The sequence below is a fragment of the Pseudoalteromonas sp. KJ63-1 genome (assembly GCF_055808145.1).
In genome coordinates this window covers 2,826,033-2,844,979 of sequence record NZ_CM147855.1, presented here as the reverse complement: position 1 = coordinate 2,844,979, position 18,947 = coordinate 2,826,033, and the positions used below count along the sequence as shown (strand labels likewise).

Below are 18,947 nucleotides of genomic sequence, written 5' to 3'. Positions count from 1 at the left end.
ATTAGAAGCCGCTAACAACTAAACTAAAAATTAACGCGCTAATCATATTTTATCGTTTGGTATTACGCTATCTTTATGTGGTTAAATCTATTAGCATCTTGATATACATCAATTTTGGTTGATTAACCTGAGCTCTAGATAATAAATCTATCTCAAGCAGCTATTTTGAGCAAACACTGTGTTGAATATATTTACAATAGTGTTTTAAATTTTTCGGCAACGGGCAACGGGCAACGGGCAACGGGCAACGGGCAACGGGCAACGGGCAACGGACTTGACACCAATCCCTACCATTTTACTCAAAGAGCATTTGACATCGGGCATATAAGTTTAAATCAAATAGTATGAAAATAGATTCTTTAGGCGTTATAAATAATATTAGCCAGCGGGCGTGTAGCCACTTTGACGAGCGACCTGCTCACTGCGATATTTCGCTGCTAGTTATTCATAATATTTCATTACCAGCAGGGGAGTTTAACACCCCCTACGTTGATGATTTATTTATGGGGAATATTGATTGCAATGCACATTCTAGCTTTAGTGACCTAGAAGGGCTTAGGGTATCAGCGCATTGTTTTATTAAGCGCTGCGGCGAAGTTATACAATATGTGCCTTTTGAAAAACGCGCATGGCACGCAGGGCGTTCCTACTTTACTGGGCAACAAAATTGTAATGATTTTAGTATAGGTATAGAGCTTGAAGGCACAGATACAACTAATTATACCGATGCGCAATATCAAAGTTTAGCCACATTGGCGCAAGCTATAATGCAGCGCTACCCAAAAATAACAGCCAGTAATATAGTAGGGCATTGCGATATTGCCCCTGGGCGAAAAACTGACCCCGGAGCGAGTTTTAACTGGCGTAAGTTTTTTAACCTAATTAAATAACTAGGGTCTGTTGACCTTTCAAGGTTAAATTTGCAGCAGTCTGTTTGGTATTTAGGCAAGGCAGCGCCTATGTGGTGTGGTTATTCCCCATAAATAGGCGATAACGTAGCATCAATGCCAAACAGGCGCTGCCCTTCGGGTTCTGCCTAGGGACGATTTACTCTTTGTTGCTCGGTTTTGACTTAGCCCACTAGGTTACAAACCTCGCACCGCGATTAAATCGCCCCTAGTTTGAACAAATTATAATCCGCAAAGGTCAACAGACCCTAAATTAAGCGAGTAACTACATGATTTTGGTTTCAATAATAATAGCACTGATACTTGAGCGTTTAGGTGCTCGCTCTGCGCATTGGCAAATAAGCCATTATGCCAACAGCTACTTAAATCGCAGTGTTAATTTATTAACGAATAAAGGTTTATTTGGCACGGCTACTGGGTTTTTAATTTGGTTATTGCTGCCGGTGATTGCGGTTGCTTGTTTGTTTTTTTATCTGATTTTGCATTGTGGCAGCTGGTTTTTAATGTAGCGGTGTTATTGGTGTGCTTCGGTTGTGCTAAACAGCGTGCCTTATATAAGTCGTACCTCAATGCATTAACTCGAGGTGACCAAACTGCCGCCACTTTATATGCTTTGCAATTGGGGCAAAAGCGCACAGAGGAGCAGCAAGGTGGTGAAACCTTAGGCCAAACATTAGCGTGGGTTAATTTCCGGTTTTATTGTGCGGTTATATTTTGGTTTGTAATATTGGGTGTTGCCGGTGCTGTTTTTTATGCATTAGTACGTACCTTTGCTGACTTAGTGAGTGATAACCGTGATGAAGTCATTGCCAAGCACTTTAAGCTCATTCACCGCTTGCTGTTTTGGCTAGACTGGTTACCAGCACGCATTACTAGCTTTGGTTATTTAGTGATTGGTAACTTTAACAAAGGCACTAGTTGCTGGCTGCGCTACGTATTTGACTTTTCAAGCCCTAACCGCAAGGTTGTTACCTATACGGCATTGGCCGCCGAACAAGTTGAAAAGCGCTATTACGGCTGCACCTTTGAAGCCACCTGCATGATCAAACTGGTCAAGCGTAATGTACTTTTTTACTTAGTGTTAATTGCCTTAATGACTTTATTTGGTGGTTTAAGTTAAAGACTAGGGGTTAGGTCATAGGTGTTAGGTAGAAATTAAGCCAAGCACTGTGTTTAGTTTGGTGTTGGCGGGCTACGAGCAACGGGGAACGGGCTTAAAACCTTTGACCTTTAACCTAGAGCCTAGACCCTAAACATGCGCGAGGTAAATTCTCACTTACAATATAAAAGTATGTTTATATTAGGTGCTATGTTTTATCCTACTGCCGAACCCCGAACCCCGAACCCCGAACCCCGAACCCCGAACCCCGAACCCCGAACCCCGAACCCCGAACCCCGAACCCCGAACCCCGAACCCCGAACCCCGAACCCCGAACCCCGAACCCCGAACCCCGAACCCCAAAAATCAAAGTTAGCTGGTCTGACCATTTGTTTTTCATCTTATTAACCTTTCTTTACCCTCTGTGATCTGTGTATTATTTGAACTTTGTTTAAATTACGTTACGCTGGCCTTAGGGCTTTAAAACTGCTGTAAATTGACAGTAATTACGGTTTTTGATAACGTATGGCAAAATTTGGTATGACCAATTTACCTTTTGGTCAGGTCATTCAGTTAAAAGCCTTATTTAATGGGCTGCTAGCACTTATACAACGCGGACGTTGATTGATGTCTTTAAAAATTAAAGCGGCAAAATTATCTGATGTTATTTTACAACAACTTGAGAACATGATTCTTGAGGGGTCGTTAGCACCAGGAGAAAAGTTACCACCGGAGCGTGAACTCGCTAAGCAATTTGAAGTGTCGCGTCCGTCGTTGCGTGAAGCCATTCAAAAGCTTGAGGCAAAAGGGCTCGTAACCCGTCGTCAAGGTGGTGGAACGTATGTAAAAAATCAATTGGAAGAGGGGCTGACTGATCCGTTGTTTGATTTGATCAGTAAACACCCCGAATCGCAATTTGATTTATTAGAATTTCGTCATGCGCTAGAGGGAATTGCGGCTTATTACGCAGCACTTCGCGGAACAAGCAACGATTTTGCAAAAGTAAAACAGAGCTTTGAGCAGATTGCATTAGCTAAAGATGAATTAAAGCAAAAAGCCAAAGCTATTAATGACTTTCATTTTTGCATCGCTGAGGCGTCTCATAACGTAGTGTTACTGCACTTAGTAAGAGGGATGCAAAGCTTACTTGAGCAGAATGTTTTACAAAATTTAACGGTGTTACTTAAAAAGTCAGATATAAGCAGCCAATTAGCTGAGCACAGGCGTTTATTAATGGATGCAGTGATTGACGGTAATCCTGAACAAGCTCGCTTAGCGAGTAATGCGCATTTAGCCTATATTGAAGAAGCATTGCTTGAAGCGGGTAAAGAGCATTCGCGAATTGAACGTAGTTTAAGACGCACCAAACAAAATTAAGCAAGTACATTTACTGTTAACTTGAGTTAACAGTGAAGTATTCAATACATAAAATTAGTATTTTAAACATAAGGAAACCTCCATATGTCTGAAGTCAATAAAATTGACGTAGACGCGCTAGAAACACAAGAGTGGTTACAAGCTCTTGAATCGGTTGTGCGCGAAGAAGGTGTTGAACGAGCTCAGTTTTTACTTGAGCAAGTGTTAGAGCAAGCCCGTTTAGACGGTGTTGATATGCCAACAGGCATTAACACAAACTACGTTAATACGATTCCGGTTGATCAAGAACCTGCCTACCCTGGTGATGTAAATCTTGAGCGCCGTATTCGTTCAATTATTCGCTGGAACGCGATTATGATTGTATTGCGTGCATCGAAAAAAGATCTCGACTTAGGCGGCCATATGGCGTCTTACCAGTCGTCTGCAGCATTTTATGAGGTGTGCTTTAACCACTTCTTTAAAGCGCCAAATGATGTTGATGGCGGCGACTTAGTCTACTATCAAGGTCATATTTCTCCGGGCATTTATGCGCGTGCATTTGTTGAAGGGCGTTTAAGTGCTGAACAGCTTGATAATTTTCGCCAGGAAGTAGATGGCAAAGGCCTACCTTCTTACCCTCACCCTAAATTAATGCCTGAGTTTTGGCAGTTCCCAACGGTATCTATGGGTTTAGGTCCAATTTCTTCAATTTACCAAGCGCGTTTCTTAAAGTACTTAGATGGTCGTGGCTTAAAAGACACTAAAAACCAACGTGTATATGCGTTCTTAGGTGATGGTGAAATGGATGAGCCAGAATCACGTGGTGCTATCTCTTTTGCTGCCCGTGAGAAGTTAGATAACCTATGTTACTTAATTAACTGTAATCTACAGCGCTTAGATGGCCCTGTAATGGGTAATGGTAAAATCATTCAAGAGCTAGAAGGGTTATTTAAAGGCGCTGGCTGGAATGTTATTAAACTTGTTTGGGGTAGCGGTTGGGATATTCTGCTTGCTAAAGACACCACAGGTAAATTACTACAGTTAATGAACGAAACTGTTGATGGTGATTACCAAACATATAAAGCAAAAGATGGCGCGTACGTACGTGAACATTTCTTTGGTCGTTACCCAGAAACAGCAGCGCTTGTTGCTGATATGACCGATGAAGAAATTTTCGCCCTTAAGCGCGGTGGTCATGAGCCTTCAAAACTGTTTGCTGCATTTAAAAAAGCAGAAGAGACGAAAGGTCGTCCAACAGTAATCCTTGCTAAAACAGTAAAAGGTTACGGTATGGGTGAAGCGGCTGAAGGTAAAAACATTGCGCACCAAGTTAAGAAAATGGATATGTCGCATGTGGCTCACTTACGCTCACGTTTAGGCTTAGATGATTTAGTATCTGAAGAGCAATTAAAAGAGCTACCATACTTAGAGCTTGAAAAAGATTCTCCAGAGTACAAGTATCTTCATGCACGTCGTGAGGCGCTTCAAGGTTACACGCCAACACGTATTGCCAAGTTCTCTGAAAAGTTACAGTTACCAGAAGTAGATGCGTTCAAGCCATTACTTGAAGAGCAAAAGCGTGATATTTCAACTACTATGGGCTTTGTACGTGCACTTAATATCTTATTAAAAGATAAAGGCATTGGTAAAAACATTGTGCCAATTATTGCCGATGAAGCACGTACTTTTGGTATGGAAGGCTTATTCCGTCAAATCGGTATTTACAACCCACATGGCCAAAATTACACCCCTCAAGACCGTGATATTGTTTCTTACTACAAAGAAGCAACCTCAGGACAAGTACTACAAGAAGGGATTAATGAGCTAGGTGCAATGTCGTCATGGGTTGCTGCTGCAACATCTTACAGCACTAACGACTTACCGATGATCCCATTCTACATTTACTACTCTATGTTTGGTTTCCAACGTGTTGGCGACATGGCATGGATGGCAGGGGATCAACAAGCACGTGGTTTCTTATTAGGTGCTACAGCGGGTCGTACAACGCTAAATGGCGAAGGCTTACAGCATGAAGATGGGCACAGCCACATTCTTGCAAACACGGTACCTAACTGTATTTCTTACGATCCTACTTATGCATTTGAAGTAGCGGTTATCGTGCAAGACGGTATTCGTCGTATGTACGGTGAAGAGCAAGAAAATATTTACTACTACCTAACGCTAATGAACGAAAACTACCATCAGCCAGCAATGCCAGAAGGCGCTGAAGAAGGTATTCGTAAAGGTATCTACAAGCTAGAAAGCTACGAAGGTAAAAAAGCCAACGTACAGCTATTAAGCTCAGGTACTATCATGACTGAAGTGCGCAAAGCTGCTGCAATCTTAAGCGAAGAGTTTGGTATTGCGTCTGATGTTTACTCAGTAACTTCATTCAATGAACTTACCCGTGATGGACAAGATGTTGAACGTTTCAACATGCTTAACCCAGAAAGCGAGCTAAAAACGCCATACATTACTAGCGTATTAAACGACTCTGTCACTGTTGCTGCAACGGATTACATGAAAAACTACGCAGAACAAGCGCGTTCATTTATTCCAAGCAATAACTACAAAGTATTGGGTACAGATGGTTACGGTCGTTCAGACAGCCGTGAAAACCTACGTCGTCACTTTGAAGTTAACGCAAGCTACGTGGTAGTTGCGACATTATCTGAACTTGCTAAACGTGGTGAAGTTGAAAAGTCAGTAGTTGTTGAAGCAATTAAAAAATTCAACATCGACACGAACAAACTAAATCCACTGTACGCATAAGAGGTTTGCAATGAGTATTGAAATTAAAGTACCTGATATCGGTGGCGATGAAGTAGAAGTAACCGAAATACTAGTGAGCGTTGGCGATAAAGTTGAAGTTGACCAATCACTATTAAGTGTTGAAGGTGATAAAGCTGCGATGGAAGTACCTGCTGAACAAGCCGGTACGGTAAAAGAAATTAAAGTAAATGTGGGTGACACTGTTACCACTGGCACTTTAGTGTTCATCTTTGAAGGTGAAGCGCAAGATTCTGCTGCTGACTCTAAAGAAGCTGAAAAAACCGAGAAAGCAGCACCTGCTGCGTCATCGGCTTCATCAACCAAAGAAGTCACAGTGCCAGATATTGGTGATGACGAAGTTGAAGTAACTGAAATTATGGTTGCGGTTGGCGATAGCGTAGAAGAAGAGCAATCTATCTTAAACGTTGAAGGCGACAAAGCGGCAATTGAAGTACCAGCACCCTTTGCCGGTACAGTAAAAGAAATTAAAGTAAATACTGGTGACAAAGTGAAAACGGGTTCATTAGTATTTGTTTTTGAAGTGTCAGGTGGTGATAACCAAAGTGCCCCTGCAGCGGATTCAAAAGCACAAGAGAAGCCTGCTGAACAAGCATCGGCATCAAGCACTAAAGAAGTTAGCGTGCCTGATATTGGTGATGACGAAGTTGAAGTAACAGAAGTTATGGTTGCGGTTGGCGATAGCGTAGAAGAAGAGCAATCTATCTTAAACGTTGAAGGCGACAAAGCAGCTATGGAAGTACCGGCGCCGTTTGCAGGTACTGTTAAAGAGATTAAAGTAGCGACTGGCGATAAAGTTAAAACTGGCTCATTGATTTTTGTATTTGAAGTGGCTGGTAGTGCAACAGCTGCAGCACCTGCAGAAAAATCAGCACCAGCGCCTAAAACAGAATCTAAGCCGGCAGCTCAGGCTGAGTCAAAACCAGCAGCATCATCTGCTAAAGCAAGCTCTGAAAGCTTTGAAAACAACAGCGCTTATGCACATGCATCGCCAGTAGTTCGCCGTTTAGCACGTGAGTTTGGTATTAACCTTGCCAACGTTAAAGGCACGGGCCGTAAAAACCGTGTTGTTAAAGAAGACGTGCAAAACTATGTTAAGCAACTGGTTAAGCAAGTTGAGTCTGGTCAAGTACCAGCAGCTAAAGGCAATGCGGGTGGCGGTGAGCTTGGTTTAATTCCATGGCCAAAAGTTGATTTTGCTAAGTTTGGTGAAATAGAAGAGAAAAAACTCTCTCGTATCCAAAAGCTGTCAGGTAAAAACTTACACCGTAACTGGGTGCAAATCCCACATGTTACCCAGTTTGATGAAGCGGATATCACGAGCCTTGAGCAATTCCGTAAAGAGCAAAATGCCCTTAACGAGAAGAAAAAGCTAGACGTTAAAATTACGCCACTCGTGTTTGTAATGAAAGCAGCTGCTAAAGCGCTTGCTGAGTTCCCTACATTCAACTCATCGCTTTCAGAGGATGGCGAAAGCTTAATCCTTAAAAAGTACATTAATATTGGTGTAGCGGTTGATACGCCAAATGGCTTAGTTGTACCAGTGTTTAAAGATGTTGATAAAAAAGGCATTATTGAACTATCTCGTGAACTAATGGAAGTGTCTGTTAAAGCGCGTGATGGCAAGTTAAGTTCATCAGATATGCAAGGTGGTTGTTTTACTATTTCAAGCCTAGGTGGCATTGGCGGTACGGCATTTACGCCGATTGTGAATGCGCCTGAGGTGGCAATTTTAGGTGTGTCAAAATCTGAAATGAAGCCTAAGTGGAATGGTAAAGAGTTTGAGCCTAAGCTAATGGTTCCACTTTCAATGTCTTACGACCATAGAGTGATTGACGGTGCACTTGCTGCACGCTTTACTGTTACTCTTGCAAGTTACATGAGTGATATACGCCAGTTAGTGATGTGATCACTACAGAGTGAGTAAAATCAAATCCCAGCCAGTTGTTTTTAGCTGGGATTTTTATCATTTGCAATGATACAATATTTGCACAAATGCCCTTTTCTGCCTTGCAGAAACATGGCAGTTAAATTTTGGGGCTGTGTCCCGTTCAAACAATAAAGGTAATAGCATGAGCAACGAATTAAAAACTCAAGTTGTTGTACTAGGCGGTGGTCCTGGTGGTTACTCTGCGGCTTTTCGCGCTGCTGACTTGGGCTTAGAAGTTACATTAGTAGAATCTCGCGAGACATTAGGCGGTGTATGTCTTAATGTTGGTTGTATTCCTTCTAAAGCACTTTTACACGTAGCTAAAGTGATTGATGATGCTGCAGAAATGTCATCTCACGGCGTTACTTTTGGCGCACCAAAAATTGACTTAGATGAAGTTCGTTCTTGGAAAGACTCTGTTGTTGGTCAGCTTACAGGTGGCTTAGACGGCATGGCTAAAATGCGTAAAGTAAAAGTTGTATCTGGTTATGGTAAATTTACTGGTAGCAATACTTTAGATGTTGAAGGCGCTGACGGTAAAACAACCATTACCTTTGATAACGCAATTATTGCTGCGGGTTCTAAACCTGTAAACTTACCTTTCATCCCTGAGGATGATCGCGTTATTGATTCAACGGGCGCGCTAGAGCTTAAAGATGTTCCTGAAAAGCTACTTGTTTTAGGTGGTGGTATTATCGGTCTTGAAATGGGTACGGTTTACCGTGCACTAGGTTCTGCAATTGATGTTGTAGAATTTGCAGACCAACTTGTTCCTGCTGCTGATAAAGACATCATTAAAATTTACCAAAAGCATGTTAAAGACAAGTTTAATGTAATGCTTTCAACTAAAGTAACTGGCGTTGAAGCAAAAGACGACGGTTTATATGTTACGTTTGAAGGCAAAAATGCACCGGCAGAGCCAGTACGTTACGACAAAGTACTTGTTGCTGTAGGTCGTACACCAAATGGTAACATGTTAGACGCTGATAAAGCGGGTGTGAATGTTGATGAGCGTGGTTTTATTAACGTTGATAAGCAATTACGTACTAACGTAGAACATATTTTTGCGATTGGTGACTTAGTGGGTCAACCTATGCTTGCGCATAAAGCGGTTCATGAAGGCCATGTTGCAGCAGAAGTTATCTCTGGTCAAAAACATTACTTTGATCCTAAGTGTATTCCTTCAATTGCTTACACTGACCCTGAAATTGCATGGGCGGGTGTAACTGAAAAAGAAGCGAAAGAGCAAGGTTTAAGCATTGAAACAGCTGTATTCCCTTGGGCTGCATCGGGTCGTGCTATTGCTTCTTCACGTACTGAAGGTTCTACTAAGCTTATTTTTGATAAAGAAAGCGGCCGTATTATCGGTGGTGCTATGATTGGTATTAACGCAGGCGAAATGCTGGGCGAAATCGGTCTAGGTATTGAAATGGGTGCAGATGGTGAAGACCTAGCGCTAACAATTCATGCTCACCCAACATTGAACGAATCAATCGGCCTTGCTGCTGAAATATTTGAAGGTTCAATCACTGATTTACCAAACAAAAAAGCAGTTAAAAAGAAGAAGTAATTTCTTTTAGTTAATCGCGATAAAAAACCCAAGCCTCGGCTTGGGTTTTTTGTTTTTATAGCCTCAGCGTTTAGCAAAAGATTGTTCTGTGTAGCGCAGTCTCTATGGTGCAAAAACAAAGACTAAAGCATGTCGAGCTGCGAGTGTCGGCCAACGGGCTTAAAACCCTAAATTAAACCTGCGCGAGATAAATTCACGCCTGCAACATAAAAGTTATGCTTGCAAAAAGCTCGGTGTTTTATTTTACTAGCGCCCGTAGCCCGTAGCCCGTAGCCCGTAGCCCGTAGCCCGCAGATATCTATTTTCTTTTATTTTAGCTACAATGCGCAGCCATCAATTTATAGGTAAATACCCACAGTGACCCAGAGTTTAAAAAATTCAGTTTTAGCATTACGTGCCCAGCAAATAAGTGAATCTCGACGTGAGTTTAATGCCCGTGGTGGAAAAATGGATCGCTGTGAGCAATGCTTAATTGCCAAGCATTACTGTATTTGTGAGGGCGCTGAGTACGCAAGCTGCAACGCTGCTGTATGTTTATTGATGTATCACAATGAAAGTTTTAAACCGTCTAACACTGGGCGTTTAATTGCTGAAATAGTCCCCGATAATTATGCGTTTCGTTGGGATAGAACCTCTCCAGATCCTGCTTTATTAGCCTTGTTGAATAATGATAAATATCAGCCTTTTGTGATTTTTCCGGCTGAAGATGTTGAAACTGATAGGGTGGTAACCCAGGTTGAAACGCTTGAAGGTAAACAGCCATTGTTTATATTTTTAGATGGTACATGGCGTGAAGCTAAAAAAATGATTCGTAAGAGTCCTTATTTAGATAACTTACCTGTGCTTTCTATTACCGCAGAAAAACTCTCTGATTACCGATTACGTGTAGCTCCCCATGCTCACCAGTTAGGTACGGCAGAAGTGGCTATTATGGTATTGGCATTAGCTGGTGAAGTTGATGCAAGTACTAAATTAGAGCAGCATTTTATTAAGTTTCGCGACGCTTATTTACTTGGTAAGCGTAACAAAGGCAGGCCTGAATAAAGTGCAGGGTATTAATACGAAAAAAGCTGAATTTGACACTTGAGTATAGCGTAAACATATATAATTTTGGCTGACCGCTGACTTTTAGGCAAAAGAAAAGCGCGAACCATCTCTAGTCGCGCTTGCGGAATCTTCTAACTTTGTTGCATCCTGCAATTGAACCTAATCAACTCCAATTTTTACGATCCGTGTTATTACAATATTACTTTCTAGTTCTATGTAATATAGGCTATCCGGGCCTGTCTCCATAATTCCCTAAAACATCCTGTAAGGTAAAATCTATTACCAATCCTTATTGCACATCCTAGTGCATCCCTTTTGCTACCATTCCGTTGTGTTACCCTAAAGGCCTGTCCTTCTTATTCCCTATCCTTTATAAACAACTATTCCGCTGTTGTTATCCATTACGCATCATCCTGATGCTATCCCTTGTGCAACAATCCATTGCGATACTCATCCTGAGCCTGTCCTTAAATCCCTGTTATCCTAAAAACCAAACCTTGGTATTCGAGTAGCTAATCCGTTTCCATTTACTCGGTAAGCGTCGTTGCTTATTTATGGATTAATTATAGAGAGTGATTTGCAGTAAATGTAGGATAAAACCGCTTATGGTTTATGTTCTTACAAATGAAATATTTATAAATTATTTAAAATACAATGGCTTGCTATATTTATGGGGTGTTATGCAGGGTGTTTTTACTCATTTGCTGTCATAAGCGTAAGAGATATCTTACAAGGGTTTTCTTTTTTGGGCGTATTTATCACTAAGTAATTATATAAAGTGTGCACTTTTTAGTTCATCGCGGTAAAATTAATGATAATAATTATTAATCAGGTAAGAAAATATGAAAAAAACACTCGCGCTTGTTGTTGGGTTAATTGTCTCAGCACCTGCTGTTGCAACCGATGTTGTGAATATTTACTCATTTAGACAACCTTTTTTAATTAAACCTATTTTAGATGATTTTACACAGCAAACAGGCATTAAAACTAATGTTGTGTTTGCTAAAAAAGGCCTAATCGAGCGTGTTAAGCGTGAAGGCAAGCACAGCAAAGCTGATTTAGTATTAACCTCTAACTTTAGTGCGTTAATTCAGTTAGAAGAGCTAAAGCTTACGCAAACTATTGAGAGCGAGCAGGTTAATAATAATGTGCCGGCTGCATTTCGTGATGGCGATGGTCAGTGGGTGGCGCTCACTAAACGAGTGCGTAATGTTTACTCTTCAAAAGAGCGCTTAGGTCCCTTGCCTGAGCTGAGTTATGAAGATTTAGCTGCACCTGAATATAAAGGTCAAATTTGTACTCGCTCTGGTAAGCACCCGTATAACTTAGGGTTAGTGGCTTCTATGATTGCTCATCATGGTGAAGTACAGACTAAAACATGGCTAGAGGGTGTAAAAGCGAATTTAGCGCGTAAGCCGCAGGGAAATGATCGTGCGCAAGTTAAAGCTGTTAAAGAAGGTTTATGTAATTTAGCCTTAGGTAACAGTTACTACTTAGGTAAAATGTTGCAAGATGAAGCGCAAAAACCATGGGCAGATGCAGTTAATATTAATTTTCCAAACCAAACTAACCATGGTTCGCATATTAACGTATCGGGTGCGGTAATTACTAAGTATGCTAAAAACCCTGAAAATGCCTTGAAACTTATAGAGTATATGACCGACAATAAGGCGCAAAATATGTATGCCTCGCTCAATATGGAGTATCCGGTCAAGCCAGGTGTTAAGCTTTCAAGTTTGGTTGCATCGTGGGGAAGCTTTAAGGAAGACAGCTTACCGCTTGATGAAATTAGCAAATATCGTCCGTTAGCCCTTAAGCTAATTGATGAGGTGAAGTTCGATCTTTAATGACTTATAAATTTCAGCTGTCGAAGTGGCAGCTTATTGCGTGGTCGACGGGTTTGTTACTGTCGACTCCGTTGTTTTTTCTGCTAGTAGAATCTTTACAAGGCGACTCAGAGGTATTTACCCACCTGTGGAATACCGTGCTGTGGGATTATATAAGTAATACCATATTACTGGTTTTAGGTGTTGGGTTACTTAGTTGCCTGATTGCGTTGCCACTGGGTTGGCTCACCGCTTATTGCCGTTTTCCTGGTAAACAACAGTTTGAATGGGCACTGATGCTGCCGCTTGCCATGCCTACCTATATTATTGCTTATGTGTACACGGATTTACTCGACTACGCTGGGCCGATACAAATAACACTAAGAGAGTGGTTTGGTTGGCAATCACCCAATGATTACTGGTTTTTTGATATACGCACTTTGCCAGGGGCTATCATCATGATTGCGCTGGTACTCTACCCGTATTTATATTTAATTTTTAAAACCGCACTACGTGAACAATCCTTTAAATTAGTCCAAGCAAGCCAATTAATGGGATTAAGTGCATGGAAAAGCTTTTTTAAAGTAAGCCTAGTGCTTTCTCGTGGTGCTATTGTTGCGGCACTTGCTTTGATCAGCATGGAAACCATGGCTGATTTTGCTACCGTTAGCTACTTTGCCGTCAGTACATTAACCACCGCAGTATACGATACTTGGTTTGGTTATTACTCATTAACTGCAGCAGCAAAAATTTCAGGGGTGATGTTGTTACTGCTATTCTTAGCATTGATCACCGAGCGTTTTAGCCGTCGTAACCAAGCTGTATTTGAGCGTCAGTCAAGTGTGAACAGTGAGGCGCTTTATATTCTTAAAGGTAAGTCTGCATGGTTAGCAACAGGGTTTTGTAGCCTTATTTTAATAATCTCATTTATTATTCCTATGGTTGTTTTGCTCAAGTATGCAATCACGTATTTTGATCAAGCGTGGAGTAGTGAATTTTTTAGTTATGCATGGCAAAGTTTGAAAGTGGCCGCAGTAGTGAGTGTGGTGACTATTGTATTGAGTGTTTTAGTGGTGTTTTATCAGCGCATTGCAAAACAAGCAAACCCACTTATACCTGGGCGTTTAGCAAGTACCGGGTATGCGCTACCAGGCACAGTATTAGCGATTGCGGTATTGCTGCCACTCACATTATTAGAAAATACCATTAACCGTATTCTGACTCCTTATGATTTAGACATTGGTTTATTACTTACTGGCAGCTTACTTACTATTATTTTTGCTTATATAGTGCGGTTTTACGCCGTGGCTCATGGTGCCATAGAATCAAGCTTTTCACGCATTAGCCCCTCGCTTGATATGGCAAGCCAGTCAATGGGGAAAAGCCAAGGCCACACGTTACGCTTAGTGCATTTGCCTTTATTACGCCGAGGCTTATTAACCGCTGGTTTATTGGTCTTTATTGAGTGTATGAAAGAGCTGCCCGCAGCCTTACTGTTAAGGCCTTTTGATTTTGAAAGTTTAGCTACGCACGTGTTTCAATATGTCAGCGATGAACAATTAGAGCTGGCCTCCATATCAGCTTTATTCATAGTGGTGGTTGGCTTTATTCCGTTATATTTTATTAATCGTTCAATGGAGCAACGTAGTTAAATGAGTAGTTTGATTTTACAAGGCGTGAGCTATGCATATAACGGGACTAAGGTTGTAGATGATTTAGACTTAACCTTAGGTAAAGACGAAATAGTGTGTTTACTCGGTGCCAGTGGCTGCGGCAAAACCACCACACTTAAAGCCATTGCAGGGTTAATTGAAGCCAAGCAAGGACAGGTATTTATTGATGGTAAGTTAGTCAGTGATGCCAATACATTTGTGTCACCAGAGCATCGTAATATTGGCATGATGTTTCAAGACTACGCACTATTCCCACATTTAACAGTAGCGAATAACATTGGCTTTGGCCTAAACGATATGAGTAAAGCGGATAAACAAGCTCGCGTGGATGAAATGTTAAAGCTTGTGCACTTGGTTGGGTGTGCCGATAGATACCCTCATCAACTCTCTGGTGGCCAACAGCAACGAGTAGCGATTGCACGTGCATTAGCTTATAAACCCAGCTTACTATTGTTAGATGAGCCATTTTCTAATATTGATACCCAAGTTCGGTTTGAGTTAATCGCCGATATTAGGCGTATTATTAAAGCTCAGCAAGTGTCGGCAGTGTTTGTTACTCACTCAAAAGAGGAGGCGTTTGCATTTTCAGATACGCTTGCGGTTATGCATAAAGGTAAAATTGCGCAGCAAGGCACGCCAGAGCAGCTTTTTGCCAAACCAAGTTCAAAGGAGGTTGCAGAATTTCTGGGTCAGGGCATATACTTAAGCGCAACTGCATTAACAGCCACTGAATATGAAACACAATTTGGTGTGGTCGAATCAATACTGCCACAACAACACGCAGTGGTTGAAAAGGGTGTTATTTATGTGCGTCCACACCAGCTTGAGCTTGCCACTAATAACAATAACGAGCTGCTGCAGTGTGAGTGCGTTACAATACTAAGTAGTCGTTTCATCGGCTCTGCCTATGTATACACTGTGGTTATTGCTGAACAAGAAATAGAAGTTGCAGCTCAGTATGGCCAGTCATTTGAAATTAATGAACAGGTTATAATAAAAATAAAACCGCACACGGTGAATTTTTTTAAATCGTAATTAATCACAGTGTTTTGCTCTAAAAAGTAAGGAATAACAATGGTGCAAGCGCAATCAGGGATTTGTGCTGAAGCAAACTTACACGGTTTGCACTTATTTTTTAATGTACTTGACGGTCACGACGAATCACTTCGCGCTAAGCTTAAACAAGTGAGCGATATTGAAGATGAGTTTAGTGATCAGTTCTCTGAATCTATGCTTTCTTGCATGGTGGCAATTGGTGCGCAATATTGGCCGCATATTTTACCTGACTTCATGCCAAGTGAGCTGCAAAGCTTTCCTAATATTACCCATAGTGACTTTGTTATGAGTGCAAGGCCATGTGATTTGTTTGTGCAAATCCGCTCAGACAGAGAAGACGTGAACCACTTGTTTGCACTACAAATACTCAAACTATTCACCCCTGATGTTGAGCTGGTGGAACAAATTCGTAATTTTCGCTTTTTAGATGGCCGTGATTTTAACGGCTTTATTTATGCGGGCGATACCCCACATGGCCGTCAAAAACGTGTAACGGCGTTAGTAAACAAACCGGATAGTTTTGAAGACCAAGGTAGTTACATTCATGTGCAGCGTTTCAAACATGACTTGAGCTTGTGGCAGCATTTGTCATTACATGAACAAGAGCAAATAATGGGTCGCACACGCCTTGATAATACCTTACTCAGCCCCGCACTTGAAAGTAGTCATGCGACCCGCAGTGAATTAAAAGATGACCAAGGTCAGGCACTGTTACTTAACCAAAGCATGCCTTATGGCGATGTGTATGAGCAAGGTATGTTAGTGATCACGTGCTCTGCTAAAGGGGATGCATTCGAAAAAGTGCTAACTAACCGACTAGGGCAGGGAGAGAATTATGATCACTGGCTTGATTTTACTCAGGCGGATATGGGCTCTGCATTTTTTGCCCCCTCAGTACGATTTTTAAAGCAGTTATAACAATTACAAAACGGCTATACATTCATCATAGCCGCCTTTATTACAGCGTTAGTGGTTAAACCGTATCAAATAAAATACGAACACGCTCTAGTGTGAGGTCTATTTCTGAGATTTTAGCTGGTGCTATAAAAATAGTATCATCGCCGGCAATAGTGCCTAAGACGCCATCAGCTTTGCCTAATGAATCAAGTAAACGCGCAATGAGTTGAGCAGCTCCAGGACTGGTGCGAATAATAATCATCATTTCGTTATGCATAATATCAATAACGAGCTGGCGCAACGGGCTCTTAGCGGTTGGTACCCCCATTTCAGCGGGTAAACAATATACCATTTCTTGTTTTGCATTACGGGTGCGTACCGCGCCAAATTTACTTAACATTCGCGACACTTTACTTTGGCTAATATTATCAAAGCCTTGTTCTTTTAACGCATCAACTATTTCGCCTTGTGAGCCAAAGTTTTCTTCTTTTAAAAGTGCTTTAAAGGCTTTAACCAATGCTTCTTGTTTATCTTGTGGTTGCATAGTGTCTAATTAGTTATGTAATAGATACTGCAAATTCTACACAAAAATGCATAATTATGCAGCAGATGTTTGCTTAAGTTGCCATTTTGCTGCGTTTAAACAGCAAAGTTTACAACTATGGTCGAAAATATAGCTAAAATAAGCAGGATAAATTTGTTTTTAGTCGTTAATTTCTTTATCTTATGAACCACAAATATTTCCTACCTCAAATCACGGAGAATTCCAATGAAAGTTGCTGTATTAGGTGCTGCAGGCGGTATCGGTCAAGCGTTGTCTTTATTATTAAAAACAGGCTTACCAGCTGGCTCTGAATTATCACTATATGATGTTGCGCCAGTAGTTCCTGGTGTTGCTGTTGACCTTTCTCACATTCCAACAGATGTTAAAGTTGCAGGTTTTGGTGCAGACGATTTAGATAAAGCACTAACAGGTTGTGATATCGTTCTTATTCCAGCGGGTATGCCACGTAAGCCTGGTATGGATCGTGCTGATTTATTTAATGTTAACGCTGGTATCATCAAAACATTAGCAGAAGGCATTGTTGCTAACTGTCCTAAAGCGCTTGTGGGTATTATTACTAACCCAGTTAACGGTACTGTACCAATTGTTGCTGAAGTATTTAAAAAAGCAGGAACTTACGATGCTAAGCGTGTATTTGGTATTACAACACTCGATGTGATCCGTTCAGAAGCGTTCATTGCTGAACTTAAAGGCGTTGACGTAGCAAGCGTTAAAGTTCCAGTAATTGGTGGTCACTCAGGTACAACTATTCTACCATTACTTTCTCAAGTTGAAGGCGTTACTTTCACTGATGAAGAAGTGGCTGCACTGACTCCACGTATCCAAAATGCAGGTACTGAAGTAGTTAATGCTAAAGCGGGCGGTGGTTCTGCAACATTATCAATGGGTGCTGCTGCTGCACGTTTTTGTATGTCTTTAGTTAAAGGCTTACAAGGTGAAGACGTTGTAGATTATGCATACGTTGCTGTTGAAAATGGTGATGCTGAGTACTTTGCACACCCAGTACGTTTAGGTAAAAATGGCGTAGAAGAAATTCTTTCTTACGGCACACTAAGCGCATTTGAAGAGCAAGCAAAAAATGACATGCTTGAAACGCTGAAAAAAGACATTAAAGAAGGTGTTGATTTTATGGCGTAATAGCCAAAATTAACCCATAAAAAAGCCTGCATTTGCAGGCTTTTTTATTGCTCGGAATTATCTACACAGTATAACTTAGTGGTCGCGATCAACCGCTATTCTAGCTAAGCTAATTAATGCTTGCTTGTAATTCGACTCAGCTAAGCAATCTAAACAAGCAATCGCTTTCTCTGCTTCTTGCTCTGCTTTTTGCATAGTGAACTCAAGGGCATTGGTATGTTTAAGTGCAGCGAGTATCTCATCTAGATGCGCCATACCATTACAGTGCTCTATTGCATCTCTTATTAACTGTGTTTGATGCTCGCTACCGTGTTGCATGGCATAAATTAGTGGTAATGTAGGTTTGCCTTCAGCTAAGTCATCACCAATGTTTTTACCCAGTTGGTCGGCATCGGCGTTGTAATCTAAAACATCATCCACCAACTGAAAAGCAGTGCCTAAATGCATACCGTACAAATTGAGTGCGTTTAATACACTGTCATCTTGCTCAGTTATAATGGCAGCTAGCCCGGTTGCAGCTTCAAATAACTTAGCGGTTTTAGAGTAAATAACCTGCATATAACTGGCTTCAGTAGTATCTGGGTCATTACAGTTCATTAATTGCAGCACTTCGCCTTCAGCAATAATATTGGTTGCATCGGCCAACACTTGCATTATCTGCATTTTACCGAGGCCTACCATTAGCTGAAACGAGCGAGTATAAATAAAGTCTCCCACGAGGACACTTGCGGCATTACCAAACTCGGCATTTGCTGTAGGTGTGCCACGGCGCAAGTTAGATTCATCTACCACATCGTCATGTAAAAGCGTTGCGGTATGAATAAATTCAATAATTGTTGCTAGCGTAATGTGATCTTTGCCTTGGTAACCTAGCGCTTTAGCCGCCAAAATAGCTAACATGGGGCGAACACGTTTGCCACCGCTGTTAACAATATACAAACCAAGTTGATTAACTAACGCCACATCTGAGCGCATCTGCGCATGTATTAGTTGATTGACGTCATTCATATCGCTTTCGATTAACGCCTGGATAGCTTTTATATCCATTGATCTCCGAGCCAATTTTAATGTGTGAACGGCGCAGATTGTACAA

Annotated in this window: 13 protein-coding genes and 1 pseudogene; 12 read left to right on the top strand and 2 right to left on the bottom strand. The window is 41.3% G+C overall.

From position 1 onward, the window contains the following. Positions 1 to 344 precede the first annotated feature (344 nt). The 11 genes and pseudogenes from ampD (at position 345) to AC0L7Q_RS13535 (ending at position 16,173) form a co-directional block, all read left to right on the top strand. Entirely contained in the window at positions 345 to 890 is a 546-nt protein-coding gene (gene ampD / locus AC0L7Q_RS13585) for a 1,6-anhydro-N-acetylmuramyl-L-alanine amidase AmpD (RefSeq protein ID WP_413400818.1), read from the top strand. A 287-nt stretch (positions 891 to 1,177) separates the two neighbouring features. Beyond that, positions 1,178 to 2,028 (top strand): annotated as a pseudogene (gene ampE, locus AC0L7Q_RS13580) (beta-lactamase regulator AmpE). Between the two features lie 606 nt (positions 2,029 to 2,634). After that, positions 2,635 to 3,384, top strand: a complete 750-nt coding sequence (gene pdhR, locus AC0L7Q_RS13575) for a pyruvate dehydrogenase complex transcriptional repressor PdhR (protein ID WP_138608204.1) — start codon at positions 2,635 to 2,637, stop codon at positions 3,382 to 3,384. 84 nt (positions 3,385 to 3,468) lie between these two features. Beyond that, entirely contained in the window at positions 3,469 to 6,135 is a 2,667-nt protein-coding gene (gene aceE, locus AC0L7Q_RS13570; RefSeq protein WP_413400816.1) for a pyruvate dehydrogenase (acetyl-transferring), homodimeric type, read from the top strand. A gap of 10 nt (positions 6,136 to 6,145) precedes the next feature. Then, positions 6,146 to 8,062, top strand: coding sequence for a pyruvate dehydrogenase complex dihydrolipoyllysine-residue acetyltransferase (gene aceF, locus AC0L7Q_RS13565; protein WP_413400815.1), 1,917 nt, complete (start codon positions 6,146 to 6,148; stop codon positions 8,060 to 8,062). 163 nt (positions 8,063 to 8,225) lie between these two features. Continuing rightward, entirely contained in the window at positions 8,226 to 9,653 is a 1,428-nt protein-coding gene (gene lpdA, locus AC0L7Q_RS13560; protein WP_008114944.1) for a dihydrolipoyl dehydrogenase, read from the top strand. 357 nt (positions 9,654 to 10,010) lie between these two features. Next, positions 10,011 to 10,697, top strand: a complete 687-nt coding sequence (locus tag AC0L7Q_RS13555) for a tRNA-uridine aminocarboxypropyltransferase (RefSeq protein ID WP_413400814.1) — start codon at positions 10,011 to 10,013, stop codon at positions 10,695 to 10,697. Between the two features lie 845 nt (positions 10,698 to 11,542). Continuing rightward, positions 11,543 to 12,547, top strand: a complete 1,005-nt coding sequence (locus AC0L7Q_RS13550; RefSeq protein ID WP_413400813.1) for a Fe(3+) ABC transporter substrate-binding protein — start codon at positions 11,543 to 11,545, stop codon at positions 12,545 to 12,547. Beyond that, positions 12,547 to 14,178, top strand: a complete 1,632-nt coding sequence (locus AC0L7Q_RS13545) for an ABC transporter permease (protein WP_413400812.1) — start codon at positions 12,547 to 12,549, stop codon at positions 14,176 to 14,178. The genes AC0L7Q_RS13550 and AC0L7Q_RS13545 overlap by 1 nt, the downstream gene beginning before the upstream one ends. Further along, positions 14,179 to 15,234, top strand: a complete 1,056-nt coding sequence (locus AC0L7Q_RS13540; RefSeq protein WP_413400811.1) for an ABC transporter ATP-binding protein — start codon at positions 14,179 to 14,181, stop codon at positions 15,232 to 15,234. Positions 15,235 to 15,273: 39 nt separating this feature from the next. Beyond that, positions 15,274 to 16,173, top strand: coding sequence for a Dyp-type peroxidase (locus AC0L7Q_RS13535; protein ID WP_413400810.1), 900 nt, complete (start codon positions 15,274 to 15,276; stop codon positions 16,171 to 16,173). Positions 16,174 to 16,228: 55 nt separating this feature from the next. Here AC0L7Q_RS13535 and argR read toward each other — a convergent pair whose 3' ends face one another. Beyond that, positions 16,229 to 16,696: a transcriptional regulator ArgR gene (argR, locus tag AC0L7Q_RS13530; protein ID WP_008466460.1), complete on the bottom strand. Its 468-nt coding sequence runs from the start codon at positions 16,694 to 16,696 to the stop codon at positions 16,229 to 16,231. 225 nt (positions 16,697 to 16,921) lie between these two features. On the opposite strand from argR, the gene mdh reads away from it, so the two are divergent. Next, complete coding sequence (mdh, locus tag AC0L7Q_RS13525) at positions 16,922 to 17,854, top strand: malate dehydrogenase (protein WP_008466462.1); 933 nt, start codon at positions 16,922 to 16,924, stop codon at positions 17,852 to 17,854. A gap of 75 nt (positions 17,855 to 17,929) precedes the next feature. Here mdh and ispB read toward each other — a convergent pair whose 3' ends face one another. Then, positions 17,930 to 18,901 carry an octaprenyl diphosphate synthase gene (gene ispB, locus AC0L7Q_RS13520; RefSeq protein ID WP_138609004.1) on the bottom strand — a complete coding sequence of 324 codons (972 nt, stop codon included), beginning with the start codon at positions 18,899 to 18,901 and terminating at the stop codon, positions 17,930 to 17,932. Positions 18,902 to 18,947: the final 46 nt, after the last annotated feature.

Excerpts from the sequence above, each read along its gene's own strand:
- ampD (WP_413400818.1), top strand. The coding sequence starts at position 345 with ATGAAAATAGATTCTTTAGGCGTTATAAATAATATTAGCCAGCGGGCG.
- pdhR (WP_138608204.1), top strand. The coding sequence starts at position 2,635 with ATGTCTTTAAAAATTAAAGCGGCAAAATTATCTGATGTTATTTTACAA.
- aceE (WP_413400816.1), top strand. The coding sequence starts at position 3,469 with ATGTCTGAAGTCAATAAAATTGACGTAGACGCGCTAGAAACACAAGAG.
- aceF (WP_413400815.1), top strand. The coding sequence starts at position 6,146 with ATGAGTATTGAAATTAAAGTACCTGATATCGGTGGCGATGAAGTAGAA.
- lpdA (WP_008114944.1), top strand. The coding sequence starts at position 8,226 with ATGAGCAACGAATTAAAAACTCAAGTTGTTGTACTAGGCGGTGGTCCT.
- AC0L7Q_RS13550 (WP_413400813.1), top strand. The coding sequence starts at position 11,543 with ATGAAAAAAACACTCGCGCTTGTTGTTGGGTTAATTGTCTCAGCACCT.
- AC0L7Q_RS13545 (WP_413400812.1), top strand. The coding sequence starts at position 12,547 with ATGACTTATAAATTTCAGCTGTCGAAGTGGCAGCTTATTGCGTGGTCG.
- AC0L7Q_RS13540 (WP_413400811.1), top strand. The coding sequence starts at position 14,179 with ATGAGTAGTTTGATTTTACAAGGCGTGAGCTATGCATATAACGGGACT.
- AC0L7Q_RS13535 (WP_413400810.1), top strand. The coding sequence starts at position 15,274 with ATGGTGCAAGCGCAATCAGGGATTTGTGCTGAAGCAAACTTACACGGT.
- argR (WP_008466460.1), bottom strand. The coding sequence starts at position 16,696 with ATGCAACCACAAGATAAACAAGAAGCATTGGTTAAAGCCTTTAAAGCA.
- mdh (WP_008466462.1), top strand. The coding sequence starts at position 16,922 with ATGAAAGTTGCTGTATTAGGTGCTGCAGGCGGTATCGGTCAAGCGTTG.
- ispB (WP_138609004.1), bottom strand. The coding sequence starts at position 18,901 with ATGGATATAAAAGCTATCCAGGCGTTAATCGAAAGCGATATGAATGAC.